Here is a 12,218-nt window from a genome sequence, read left to right on the forward strand (position 1 = left end):
CCGTCCAAGGCAAAGGCAACCGCCGCTCGCCGTCGGCGATCGAAGCGCGTCGCGCCGTCGTCCGCGCCGTCCGCCCATTCGATAAGGCGCGGCCGCAATTCTTCCAGCACTATCGGGGGCCTGCCGGACCGATGATCCTCCCACGGGAAATAGTCGTACCAGCTGGCCCAACTGCGCCTGCCCGAGGCGCCCGCATCTTCTTCGCGGGTGAGTGCGAGATAGCTGATCGAGATCACACGCTGGTTGGCGCCGACCCGATCGCGATCGGCAAAGGTGTAGAGCTGCTCGATATAACCGAGAGGCTGACCGGTCTGCAGTTCCACCCATGCCCTAAGCCCCGACTGGAGCGAACGATGAGCGAGCTCAAACGGGCCCGAGGGAAGAGCGGCCCCCTGTTCGATGGTCAGAACACAAGGTCCAGCGTCGTTCACGGCAACGACGACTGCGATGAGGTCCGCATTGACGTCGTTGGTCTTGCCTGTGACTCTGCCTTTCCTTGGTCCCTTTGCCTGATCCATAGTTCCTGACCTACTTGGCAGAGCTCCGCCTGTCTAAACCGATTTAGTTCTGTTCTTTATCATTCCACCCGTCGCGTCAACACCACGCGCTCTGACGATTTTACCTCTTCGCACCTCGACAAAAATATGCCAAACGCGACACTGGCCGTGGGTGACGCTGGGTGAGGAGAGACGTGGATTGAGCGCCGCTGGTGTCGTCAAGGCGATCACGCCGCCGAACATCCGTGCGCGAAAGGGCAGCACGCCGCTGGTCTGCCTGACGGCCTACACCACGCCGGTCGCAAGGTTGGTTGACGGCCACTGCGACATCGTTCTTGTCGGCGACAGCGTCGGCATGGTTCTCCACGGCCTTCCCTCCACGCTCAGTGTGACGCTCGATATGATGATCATGCACGCCAAGGCGGTTCGGCGGGGAATGGAGCGGGCGCTGCTGGTTGTCGACATGCCGTTCGGCTCGTACGAGGAAAGCCTAGAGCAGGCCTTCCGCAATTCCGCGCGCCTTATGGCGGAGACCGGATGCGCTGCGGTCAAGCTCGAGGGCGGCGCGACGATCGCCGAGACGATCCGCTTCCTCACAGCGCGCGGAATCCCGGTCATGGCGCATGTCGGCCTGACGCCGCAGGCGGTCAACGTGTTTGGCGGATATCGCGTGCAGGGCAGGGGCGAGGATGCCGAGCGCATTTGGCGCGATGCTCTTGCGGTCAGCGAGGCTGGCGCCTTTTCCGTCGTACTGGAAAAAGTGCCCGAACCGCTCGCCCGCCGCATCACCGAGGAAATCCCAATCCCGACGATCGGCATCGGCGCCTCGGCGGCCTGCGACGGGCAGATCCTGGTCGTCGACGACATGCTGGGCCTGTTCGGCGACTTCCGCCCGAAATTCGTCAAGCGCTATGTCGAACTGGCAGAGGCCGCTTCCGCAGCGATCGAGGCCTACGCGCGCGACGTGAAGGAGCGCCGGTTTCCGGCGGCCGAACATGTCTTCGGCGATGAACCGAAAGCCATCAAAGGAGGAGAAGCGACATGAGCACACCGATCGTCCGGACCGCCACCGAGTCGCGCAAATCCGTGGCGGCATGGCGCAGGCAGGGCATGAAGGTCGCGGTCGTGTCAACCATGGGCGCCCTTGCATGAAGGCCATCTCAGCTTGGTGCGCGCCGCACATCAGCGCGCCGACCGGGTGATCTTGCCGCCCACCTACGCACGGAGCATGAGGACGCCGCCAGCTGGCGCCGCTCGGCGCCAGATGCTTTACGCGCCGGATGCAAGAGAGATGTATCTGGAGTGGTTGCCACCGCGATCTCGGTGAGAGGGGTGAGCGGGCGGCCTGTGCGGCGCAGCCCAAGCCATTTCGACGGCGTGGGGGAGATTGGTGACGAAGCTCTTTCTCCAGACCGGCGCCGTCCGCCTTCTTCGGCGAGAAGGATTTTCAGCAGTTGCAAGTGCCCCGGCTTGCCCGCGACCTCGACATACCGATCGGGATCATCGCCTTTCCGACAAGGCGCGAAGCCGATGGCTTGGTGGTGTCGTCGCGCAACTGTCAGGCTGTCGGCCGCACAGCACAGCGCATGGCGGCGCCAAAGCGAAATTCTCTTGGAGCGGCCGAGAGGTTGGCACCGCCATGCGAAGCTGTATTCGCCGAGGCGACGCGATCCTTGCCGCCGGCTACAGAGACGTTGAATATCTCGAATTACGGGCCGGCGCCGAGAGGAGGGCTGCACCGCCTCACCGACGGAGGTCCGAGCCGAACCAACGCACGCTTGATTTGTCCCAACTATTCGCCTCGCTCGCTATGTCGCGGCCCGACATACTGAAGGTCGACATCCGGTTCAGAGATTCTTGATCTCGATACCGTATTTCCTCAGCGCGTAGCCAATCTGGCGCGGCGTCAGTCTAAGCAGGCGCGCTGCCTTTGCCTGAACCCAGCCGGATCTTTCCATGGCCGCGATGAGACGCTCGCGATCGGTCATCTGCGCGTCGCTTACGAGGGCTACCCGAACAGGCGCTGGCAGTGCCTGCTCGCTGTCAACGGGCGGGGCCGCAAAGGCGGCCGAAGCAAAATCACCAGACGAATGCATGGCCGGGTTCAGTGGCGATGGTGCGATCGGCTCCGATTTCAGCGCAGTCTCCTTCGATGCGTGCTTCCATAGCATCGCGGAAAGGCATCGGCCGTGGCAGCAGTCAAAGTCGTTTCTGCCGATTGACGCTCCCGCTGCCAGGGTCGCTGTCCTCTGCACGCAATTTTCAAGCTCGCGGACATTTCCGGGAAAAGCACAGTTCATCAGCACTTCAGTCGCACTCGCATCGAAGACCATCGTACGGCCGTTCTCGCTGTTGAAATTCTTGAGAAACTCAGCGGCAAGAAGCGGAATATCACCGCGCCTTTCGCGCAATGGCGGCACCAGCAAGGGAACAACGCTGATGCGGTAATAAAGGTCGGCGCGAAACTCGTTCCTTGCAACCGCGTCTTCCAGGTTCCTGTTCGTGGCGGCAATCACGCGAACGTCGACCTTAATCGTCTGGTTGCTGCCGACGCGCTCGAACTCCTGCTCCTGCAGCACGCGCAGCAGCTTTGCCTGGAACGAGGCCGAAATCTCACCGATCTCGTCCAGAAACAACGTTCCCTTGTCGGCGAGCTCAAAGCGCCCCTTGCGCGAGTTGAATGCACTGGTGAAGGCACCCTTTTCGTGACCGAACAGTTCGGATTCCAGGACTGTCTCAGGGAGCGCTGCGCAATTGAGCTTGATGAACGGCCGCTTGGCGCGCCCCGACAGCTCGTGAACGGCCTTGGCGACCAGCTCCTTGCCGGTCCCGGATTCCCCGCGCAGCAAAACGGTGCTGTTGGACCTGGCTACTAACGCGACCTTCTCGAGCAGCCCGCGCAGCGCCGGGCTGTCGCCAATGATCCCCTTGACATGAGCCCTTTTGCCCTCATGCCCAGGCTGCTTGAGTTCGCCGAATTGCTTTTGCATCCGGATTTTCTCGGCCATCAGTCGCTCGCGGTCGGACGCGAACAGGCGATGCAGCTTCACTGTCTGTCCAACCAGATTAGCGATTGTGGTAAGGAGGCGCAGGTCGTAATCGAGGAGGGAGCCTGATTTGTTGTCCAGGATGCGGTCGATGGTCAGCGTGCCCACGACGTTCGCATCGACGCGAATGGGTACGCCGATGAACGACACTTTCATGTTGTCGGACGCCCCGAGCACGTCCTTGTCGGCGGCGTTGAAAGCCGGATTCAACGCTATGTCCTCGGCGACGAGCGCCATGCCCGTCGTTATGATCTGGTCGATCGCCGCCCGTGGCAGATGCTTGCGGTAGCGCTCATCGCTGCCTTCGCTCCAGCCGGCGCCGACGGTCATGTCCGGTATGCCGGCACCGTCGCAGAGCGAGATGATGCCGTGCCGCACCTGCACCAACGATGGCAGGAGGTCGACGACGTTGGCCAACGTGGCTTCCAGCCCAGAGGGAGCGGTCAGCGCTGTCGGCGTTTCAAAGATGTCCGGCGCCCTCTCGTGCAACGGCACAATAGGGACCACGTTATTCATCTCGGACTTTGAATTAGGGCTTTTCATTTTTGGAAGCGATATGCAGCGTGACGAGATCTGCCTGGCACTTTGCTCGGAGTTGCGAGTATCGTGCATGTGATCATCCATCTTGCGCCATGAAATCGATGCCCGAGGCAAGTGCGCCTATTGTCCAGCGCGTGGATGTCCTTGGCGAATCGCATTCGTCGGCGTCTTCGCTCCGCAGGCCGCTGCACAATCGACGAGTTTGCTCGCCTCGCCCTTGCACGCGGGGATTCATTGAAACACGAAAAGGCGTTGATGAAGATAGTCGTGACGATTGATCCGTCAGCAAGACGGACGTCTGCAGCCGGCTTTTCGCGAGCAATGAAATTGCCATCGAGATGATAGCTAATGTTGATGCCAGTCAGGCCCGGGCCGCGAGCAAGTGCGGCCCTGGCAAGATGGGACGGCGTCATGCGGTCGATCGCAAAGCGGAGCGATGCTTGACGCATGGCTTTCCTCTCTCTTCATGAAGTGCGGGTCGTCGTTCTCGGCTGACTGGCTTCCGCCGCGCAGCAATCATTCGTTGTTAAACGAGACCGGAATGAGGCAGGTGAGTCAATCAAACTCCCGCTGCTTTTCTTTCATGAATGAAAGGAAATTAGGCTCTCATGATAGTATTTTATCAGTTTTTCAGATGTTTTCCGGCAGATAGATCTCGAACGGAAGAAAAGTCTGCCCAAGCGTCTCCGAAGTGCCGACCTTGATGGCCTGGGCCATCAGCGTCATCAGTTCCTGGCAAAGCAGGCGCTGGGGCGTGGCGACCGACATCGTGATCATGCCATCTGCGAGTGCAGCCCGTGACTCCGGCGTGATCTCGTTAACGATCGCGACGAGACCCCGGCTTTCGCCTTCTTCACGGAGCGCGGAGATCGCTCCCTCCATACCTCCGCCGGCCACATAGAAGCCGGTGAGTTCGGGTTCCCGTTGCATGAGATCCAGCGTGGCCTCGTAGGTGATCTGCCGTGCCTCAAGGTTCACGAGCGGATCGAGCAGCTCGAATGTCGGTGCATTCTCACGGAAATAGGAGCGAAAGCCGACCTCCCGCAGCTCCTGCCCCTGAAAACGGTGGCTGCCGACAAAAACCGCCACCTTGCCCGGCCGTCTTGCGACCTTTGAAAGCATCCACGCTGTCGTCCGCCCGACCTTGCGGTTGTCGAGGCCGATATAACCCTCACGAACACCTTCGGCGAAATCGGAAAGCAGCGAGAAAACGGGGATGCCTTTTGCCTTGAGTTCTTGGACGGCTGCCGTGATAGCCGGATGGTCCGGCGCCACCATGGCGATCGCGTGACATCGCGCGCCGAATTCCTTGAGCAGTGGAACAAGGTCGCACGGCATGTGCGACGGCGCGAATTCGATGAGCGAAGTGCCATGGAAGCACTTCGCCGCGTTGACCGCCGCTTCGACCTCACGCGCGAAGCCCTGGTAGAAGTGGTGAGTCGGTTTTCTCAAGATGAAGCCAAGCCGATATTGCGGCAGGTCCGGCTGCAGGCGCTGCTTGATAAGACTTGCGGCGTGATATCCGATGGCCTGTGCCGCCGCTAAGACCCGCTGCGCAGTCTCCTTCCGCACCGGATGACGGGCATTCAGAACTCGGTCAACGGTGGCAACACTAACCCCGGCTTCCCGGGCGATATCAGCAATTATGGGTCGCTTCGCCATTGTTCGAGCCTGATTAAACGACATCAAGAAGAAATCTGGCAAAGGTCGATTCAGTAAAATCTGTCATGATCCTGTTCGCTACCGAATTCTTGTCGTGGCATGGTGCGAGGTAGAAGCCGAAACGTAGAGCGTGGGCGAATTGTTCAGCCGTGCCGACGGCTCCGATCGAGCTCCGCGGGCGGTTCCACGAACCGTCGCAAACTTCGGAGGCATTAAGCGCATCATCGATGGCTTGTGTGTCGTGACCGGTGCAAGACCTTCGCAAGGCGCAGATGATTTTGCACCCACTGCATTTCGGGATTCTTGATTTCATCGGCCCGCGAGAGTTTGTTTGGAACCCGCGGCCCGATCGTCCGGCGTTTGGGACCAGGCAGGCGATTCAACCGGCAGCGATGCTGCCGAGTTGCTCGGCGCGGGCGTTATCAGTGGCTGGCCGGTTGATGTCTCGGCAGGCTGGTGGCCGCAGAATGCAGCTTTCAATTGCGCCTGATCCAGTTCGCCTTCCCAGCGGGCGACGACGAGCGATGCCACCGCGTTACCGACCAAATTCGTCAGTGCCCTGCATTCCGACATGAAGCGATCGACGCCAAGGATCAGCGCCATTCCAGCAACGGGAACTGCCGGCACTACGGAGAGCGTAGCGGCCAACGTGACGAAGCCGGCACCTGTGACACCTGCTGCACCCTTCGAGGAAAGCATCGCGACGAGCAGCAGCAGTACCTGATCGCCAACTGACAAATCCGTATTCGTCGCCTGCGCGATGAAAAGGGCCGCGAGGGTCATGTAGATATTGGTGCCATCCAGATTGAAGGAATATCCGGTCGGGATAACCAGACCCACGACCGAGCGCTTGGCGCCGGCCTTTTCCATTTTCTCCATGAGAGAGGGCAGCGCAGCCTCGGAGGAGGACGTTCCGAGGACCAGCAGCAGCTCTTCCTTTATGTAGCGGATAAGAGAAAAGATCGAGAAGCCGTTGTAGCGACAGACTGCACCGAGAACCCCGAATACGAAGAGGAAGGCCGTGAGATAGAAGGTCCCGACCAGCATCGCAAGGTTGGCTACCGAACCGATGCCATATTTGCCAATCGTGAAGGCCATTGCTCCGAAAGCACCGATCGGCGCGGCTTTCATCAGGATGCCGACCAATTTGAAAACGGGTGCAGTGAGGTCCTGAAGGAAGGAAAGAACCGATTTGCCCGATTCTCCGACCATCGCCAGCGCGATGCCGAAGAGGACGGAGAAGAACAACACCTGTAGAATGTCGCCTTCCACAAAGGCGCCGACAATCGTGGTCGGGATCATGTTCATGAGGAAGCCGGTCACGGACTGCTCATGGGCCTTTGAGGCATAGCCATTGACGGCTTGCACGTCGAGCGAGGTCAGATCGATGTTGAGGCCGGCGCCAGGCTGAATGACATTGCCGACGATGAGGCCGACGATAAGCGCGAGCGTCGAGAAGGTGAAGAAATAGACCATCGCCTTGCCGGCAACACGGCCGACCTTCTGAAGATCGCTCATGCCGGCAATTCCAGTCGACACGGTCAGAAAGATAACGGGCGCGATGATCATCTTGACGAGCTTGATGAAGGCATCGCCGAGCGGCTTCAGGTTTTCTCCGATTTGCGGATAAAAATGGCCAACCGCAACTCCGAGGAGGATTGCGACAAGCACCTGCACGTAAGGCTTGGCAAAAAGGGTCTTGCGGGGTGCGCGCTTTACGCTTGGAGCCAGTGGGGTCAACATGTAAGTTTTCTCTCCCTGACCGGTTTGGGGCGGGCTGTTCCTCCCCGCGGCTTCTCCCATCGCGGCGCCCCGGTCGAACGCTGCTGCGTTGTTCACCGCAATAGCCGTGCCAAGCCAAGAGAGCGCGGAAATCGCCGGAGCCTCAGGTATCTTCAACAAATCGCGCAGCAAGATTGTGCGGTTTTCCGCACGGATCGCCTTCCCTTCTGGCGGAACCCCGCACTATGGTTCGTCAATGATCGGTTTTAAGAATACGATGGCAGAAGAAGAAGACATAGGTAATGGCGCCTTCCAGCGCGCCCCATTGGTCTTCCCTGGTAGATCCGGCGGTCGATCTCTCTGGCTTGTGGTTTTGCTTGCAATTCTTGGTGCGGCGCTCTGTTTCGTCGTCTTTGCAACGGGACGCATCGCCGGCACCAGAGCAGAGTATGCCCTACGCGACCGTGCTCTTGCCGCGTTCCCGCTTGCAGCCGATAGTTTGAAAGGAGAGATCGAGAAGCAGCGAATGATTCCGCTGGTTCTGGCACGCGACGGTGCCGTTCAGGAGATGCTTCGCAGTCCGAGCACTGCCAACGAAGCCGCGCTTGATGAGAAGCTTCGCGCCATCGCGCGCGACGCCGGCTCTTCTATACTCTACATCATTAATCCTGAGGGCGTAGCGGTTGCTGCGAGCAACGCCGGCGAGCCGACCAGTTTCGTCGGCAGCGATTACCGCTTTCGCCACTACTTCACCGAGGCGATGGCGGATGGCGCGGCTATGCAATATGCGCTCGGCACGGTTAGCGCGCGCCCTGGTCTCTATCTGTCGAGCCGGGTCGATGGGCCGGAGGGGCCGCTCGGTGTGGTTGTGGTGAAGGTGGAGCTCGACCGCGTCGAGTCGCGTTGGCTGGAGAGCGGCTTCGTGGTCTTCACGACCGATGAGCGAGGCGTGGTTCTTGCCACGAGCGTGCCCCAATGGCGTTTTGGCGCTCTCTCACCGCTTTCCGCAAAGGAGAAGCAAACCGCTCGCGATCGTCTGCAGCTACCGGGCGTGACTTTCGAGCCGGTGCCGCTTTCCCGCCGCGGCGACAACCTGGTCACCGCAACTCCTGAGAGTCGATCAGCCGGTTTCGTTGCGGTTTCGCAGGATCTCGGCAAAGCAGTTCCGGGCTGGCGCATGTCGTTGCTCATCCCCGCCGACGCCGAGATATCCTCGGCGGTCATGACAGCCCGCGTGACGACGCTGCTTGCCCTCGTTCTCGTTGGATTCGTCATTTTCATCATTGTTCGACGGCGGCGGGCGGCCCGGCAGCGGCAAGAAGTGCTTGTGTTGCTGAATGCGGAACTGGAGCATCGCGTCGAACTGCGCACGGCGGAGCTCCAGAGCTCGAACGAGGCGCTCGCCGGTGAGATCGCCGAGCGAGAGAACGCTGAAGAAAGAGTGCGTCGCCTGCGCGATGAACTCGCCCAGGCGAACCGCTTGTCAATCCTGGGACAGATAACGGCCGGGGTCGCCCACGAGATCAACCAGCCGGTCGCCGCAATCCGCACCTATGCTGAAAATGCCGCACGTCTTCTAGGGATCGGCCGGTCGCAAGACACCGCCGAGAATCTGACCTCGATCGTCGCCATGACCGGCAGGATCGGCACGATCACTGAAACGCTAAGGTCCTTTTCCCGCCGCGCCAGCGGATCGATGGGACCGATACTGGCGGACGACGCGATCGACGGCGCTCTGTCGCTTCTTTCAGGCCGAATTCGCGATTCCGGGGTGACGATTGAACGGAAGCGGATCGATCCGCCTCCAATTGTCATGGCAAGCCGCATGCGACTGGAGCAGATACTCGTCAACCTTCTCCAGAACGCGCTTGACGCTCTGAAAGATCAACCGGATCCCCGCGTCGAGATAGCGCTCGCCGAAAACGGGGAAATGGTCGCTATTTCCCTTCGGGACAACGGCCCCGGCCTTGCCCCCGACATTCGCAGGAGCCTCTTCATGCCGTTCGTTACCAACAAGGAAAAGGGTCTCGGTCTTGGCCTGGTCATTTCGCAAGAGATCGCACGTGAGCTCGGCGGCTCGTTGCGGCATGATGATACCGGCCACGGGACAGGGACTTCCTTCACGGTCGAGCTGAGGCGAGCGGCATGAGTGCTGAATCAGGACCGGTCATTTTTATCGACGATGACGAGGATGTGCTTCGCGCAGCCACGCAGATGCTGAAGCTTGCCTCGTTCTCACCGAGCGTGTTCGGTTCGGCCGAGGCCGCACTCGCCAGAATCGACGGGAACTTCGATGGCCCTGTCGTGAGTGACATCCGTATGCCCGGGCTGAACGGACTTCAGCTCTTCGAGCGAGTGAAGGCGATCGACCCGGAAATTCCGGTTGTCCTGATCACCGGGCATGCCGACGTCGAGCTGGCCGTTGCCGCCATCAAGGATGGCGCCTACGATTTCATCTCGAAGCCATATGCGAACGACCGGCTTCTCGTGACGCTGCATCGCGCTTCGGAAAAACGGCGCCTGGTCCTGGAAAACAGACGTCTTAGGGATGCGGTTGTCCGATCTGCGGGCGATATCCCGCTGATCGGGGAGGCACCGACCATGATTCGATTGCGCGAAACTCTCAGCCAGATCGCCGATACCGATGTGGATGTCCTTGTGGAAGGCGAGACGGGCACGGGCAAGGAGGTGGTCGCGGATCTGCTTCACCGCTGGAGCAGACGACGCACGAAGCCCTTCGTTGCCCTGAATTGTGGAGCGCTGCCCGAAAGCGTCATCGATAGCGAACTTTTCGGGCACGAGGCAGGCGCCTTTACTGGCGCGCAGAGGCGCAGGACCGGTCGCATCGAGCATTCGAACGGAGGGACGCTCTTCCTCGACGAAATCGAGTCGATGCCGCCAGCACTCCAGGTGAAGCTCCTGAGGGTGCTTGAGACCCGGCAGATCACACCGCTCGGCACGAACGAAACCCGCAGCATCGACCTTCGTGTCGTGTCGGCTACGAAGGCCGATCTCGGCGATCCGGCCGCTCGCGGAGATTTCCGGGAGGACCTTTATTTCCGGCTGAATGTGGTGACGCTCCGCATCCCGCCGCTTCGCGAAAGGCGCGAAGACATCCCGATGCTCTTTGGGCATTTCCTGGAACGCGCCTCCAAACGCTTCAGCAGGCCAGTTCCGGACATAAGCGCTGGCGTGCGCGATCGCCTCGCGAGCCACAATTGGCCCGGCAATGTCCGTGAACTCGTGCATTTCGCCGATCGCGTTGCATTGGGACTTGAAGGGCTAGGCACGCTCATTGCATCAGGTCGAAAGGAACAAGCGGTATCAAGCCTCCCCTTGTCCGAGAAGGTCGGCCTTTATGAGGCGACTGTCATCCGCGATGCCTTGCAGGAATGCGGCGGCGACGTGAGGCGCACGATCGAAGTCCTGGGAGTTCCCCGCAAGACCTTCTACGACAAGCTGAAACGACATGGGATAGACGCGGCCGATTATCGAAAAACCGCCATTGGTTGAAGCCTTCTTGCTCGCATGTCGCGGAAAAAAAATCTCGCCATTCTCGTCCGACTCAAAGGATGCACTATGGGCCAGGTTCTGCATGGAGCGCCACAACGACAGAGGCGATCCGTCGAGCGATACAACATAGTGAAGCGAGCCTGAGGTCGCTTTCGAAGCGCTATGGCATCAACCCCAAGACGGTCGCGAAGTGGAGAAGCGGAATTCGACCGCCGATCTGTCCACCGGCCCCAGGGAGTCGACAGTTCTGTCTGCCGAGGAAGAGGACGGTTGTTGTGGCCTTCCGCCGCAACAGGCTGCTGCCGCTCGACGATTGCCTCTACGCGTTGCAGCCGACGTCCCGCATCTGACGCGCTCTTCATTGCTTCATTGCACCGCTGTCTGCAGGCAAGCATCGGCCGATTGCCAGATGTCGAGGGCGCAAATGCCGGGACTAAACGTTTAGCAAATGGCGGATGAGGTGCACGATGCAAGTTAGCACGTCGCCTGGGGAACGGTGCTCCGATCGCGTCCCTCTTGGCCAACCAGTTCCAGCTTGCCGTTTTACCAGCCCCTCGCCAATCTCGTTGTGTTCTTGTTTAGCGTTGCAACAGATCCTTCAAAGAAATTCATGGAATCTTTGCGAGCGCAAATCGCTGTCAATGGTACGCTCATCACAACTTTCGAGATCAGTGGCGGCAGAAATCTGGTGTCGTTTTATGTTCCGCCGCCAAACAGCATACGATACTCGATATTGGCTACGACGACGATGCCATCGGCTTTGATGGCCGAAGTTGCGCTGTCGTTCAGGCTCTCACTGGGCAGTCGCCCGACATAAGCCAGGGCGTTGATGAAGGACGATGGCAGGATCTCGAGCAAGGGCGGGATCAGGGCCTCATGTTTGGATTCGCATGTTTTCGATCTCCGACCGAAAGGCATCATCAAGATGCTTGATCTCTTACGCCCGATATACCGCAAGACGGGACATACGGAAACTTCGGCCGTGAACAGCCTGAGCTCACCTGGGAGAAGACGGACAAAGCCGACGACTTGCTGCGTGAAGCAGGACCGGCAGCTGCGTGAGGGCCGCTGGATCAAGCGCATGCGGCAACCCATTTCAACTCGCTAGGCCCGCGCCCGGCCGCGGCACGCGCTTCGACATCATGCTGACAGCTGTGTGATCGACACGGGCGGTTACCGGAAAGGCGACAAAAAAGTGCGTTACGACATCGTCATCATCGGCGGGGCCATCGTCGGG

General features: G+C 60.0%; 9 protein-coding genes and 2 pseudogenes. 6 read left to right on the plus strand and 5 right to left on the minus strand.

Annotated features, from left to right (window positions below; all coding sequences use genetic code 11):
• A pseudogene (locus C1D09_RS15210) lies at positions 1-518 on the minus strand (hypothetical protein); the annotation flags it as partial.
• Between the two features lie 178 nt (positions 519-696).
• Here C1D09_RS15210 and panB point away from each other — a divergent pair.
• The 3 genes from panB (at position 697) to C1D09_RS15220 (ending at position 2,329) form a co-directional block, all read left to right on the plus strand.
• Positions 697-1,542 carry a 3-methyl-2-oxobutanoate hydroxymethyltransferase gene (gene panB, locus C1D09_RS15215; protein ID WP_143975088.1) on the plus strand — a complete coding sequence of 282 codons (846 nt, stop codon included), beginning with the start codon at positions 697-699 and terminating at the stop codon, positions 1,540-1,542.
• Positions 1,539-1,649, plus strand: a complete 111-nt coding sequence (locus C1D09_RS34230; RefSeq protein ID WP_340163197.1) for a pantoate--beta-alanine ligase — start codon at positions 1,539-1,541, stop codon at positions 1,647-1,649. Before panB ends, C1D09_RS34230 begins: the two co-directional genes overlap by 4 nt.
• 308 nt (positions 1,650-1,957) lie before the next feature.
• Positions 1,958-2,329: a pantoate--beta-alanine ligase gene (locus C1D09_RS15220; RefSeq protein ID WP_246135757.1), complete on the plus strand. Its 372-nt coding sequence runs from the start codon at positions 1,958-1,960 to the stop codon at positions 2,327-2,329.
• Positions 2,330-2,344: 15 nt separating this feature from the next.
• Here the strand turns inward: C1D09_RS15220 and nifA are convergent, their stop codons facing one another.
• The 3 genes from nifA to C1D09_RS15240 form a co-directional block, all read right to left on the minus strand.
• Complete coding sequence (gene nifA, locus C1D09_RS15225) at positions 2,345-4,060, minus strand: nif-specific transcriptional activator NifA (RefSeq protein ID WP_208760388.1); 1,716 nt, start codon at positions 4,058-4,060, stop codon at positions 2,345-2,347.
• A 654-nt stretch (positions 4,061-4,714) separates the two neighbouring features.
• Positions 4,715-5,746, minus strand: coding sequence for a LacI family DNA-binding transcriptional regulator (locus tag C1D09_RS15230; RefSeq protein ID WP_097576692.1), 1,032 nt, complete (start codon positions 5,744-5,746; stop codon positions 4,715-4,717).
• A gap of 309 nt (positions 5,747-6,055) precedes the next feature.
• Positions 6,056-7,489: a dicarboxylate/amino acid:cation symporter gene (locus C1D09_RS15240; protein WP_143975093.1), complete on the minus strand. Its 1,434-nt coding sequence runs from the start codon at positions 7,487-7,489 to the stop codon at positions 6,056-6,058.
• Between the two features lie 256 nt (positions 7,490-7,745).
• Between C1D09_RS15240 and C1D09_RS15245 the strand changes: the two genes are divergently transcribed.
• The 3 genes and pseudogenes from C1D09_RS15245 to C1D09_RS15255 all read left to right on the plus strand — a co-directional run.
• A complete protein-coding gene (locus C1D09_RS15245; RefSeq protein ID WP_143975094.1) occupies positions 7,746-9,617 on the plus strand; it encodes a sensor histidine kinase in 1,872 nt (623 codons plus the stop codon).
• The gene (locus C1D09_RS15250) at positions 9,614-10,981 is read left to right on the plus strand and encodes a sigma-54-dependent transcriptional regulator (RefSeq protein ID WP_143975092.1); all 1,368 of its coding nucleotides are present in this window, start codon (positions 9,614-9,616) and stop codon (positions 10,979-10,981) included. Before C1D09_RS15245 ends, C1D09_RS15250 begins: the two co-directional genes overlap by 4 nt.
• Positions 10,982-11,047: 66 nt before the next feature.
• A pseudogene (locus tag C1D09_RS15255) lies at positions 11,048-11,401 on the plus strand (transposase family protein); the annotation flags it as partial.
• 276 nt (positions 11,402-11,677) lie between these two features.
• Here C1D09_RS15255 and C1D09_RS33160 read toward each other — a convergent pair.
• Positions 11,678-11,839: a hypothetical protein gene (locus C1D09_RS33160; protein WP_167514625.1), complete on the minus strand. Its 162-nt coding sequence runs from the start codon at positions 11,837-11,839 to the stop codon at positions 11,678-11,680.
• Positions 11,840-12,218 lie beyond the last annotated feature (379 nt).

The organism is Mesorhizobium intechi, from assembly GCF_002879535.1.
GTDB lineage: Bacteria > Pseudomonadota > Alphaproteobacteria > Rhizobiales > Rhizobiaceae > Mesorhizobium > Mesorhizobium intechi.

Bases quoted from the DNA above. Each gene is read 5' to 3' on its own strand.
- C1D09_RS34230 (WP_340163197.1), top strand. From the start codon at position 1,539: ATGAGCACACCGATCGTCCGGACCGCCACCGAGTCGCGCAAATCCGTG.
- nifA (WP_208760388.1), bottom strand. From the start codon at position 4,060: ATGAATAACGTGGTCCCTATTGTGCCGTTGCACGAGAGGGCGCCGGAC.
- C1D09_RS15230 (WP_097576692.1), bottom strand. From the start codon at position 5,746: ATGGCGAAGCGACCCATAATTGCTGATATCGCCCGGGAAGCCGGGGTT.
- C1D09_RS15240 (WP_143975093.1), bottom strand. From the start codon at position 7,489: ATGTTGACCCCACTGGCTCCAAGCGTAAAGCGCGCACCCCGCAAGACC.
- C1D09_RS15245 (WP_143975094.1), top strand. From the start codon at position 7,746: ATGGCAGAAGAAGAAGACATAGGTAATGGCGCCTTCCAGCGCGCCCCA.
- C1D09_RS15250 (WP_143975092.1), top strand. From the start codon at position 9,614: ATGAGTGCTGAATCAGGACCGGTCATTTTTATCGACGATGACGAGGAT.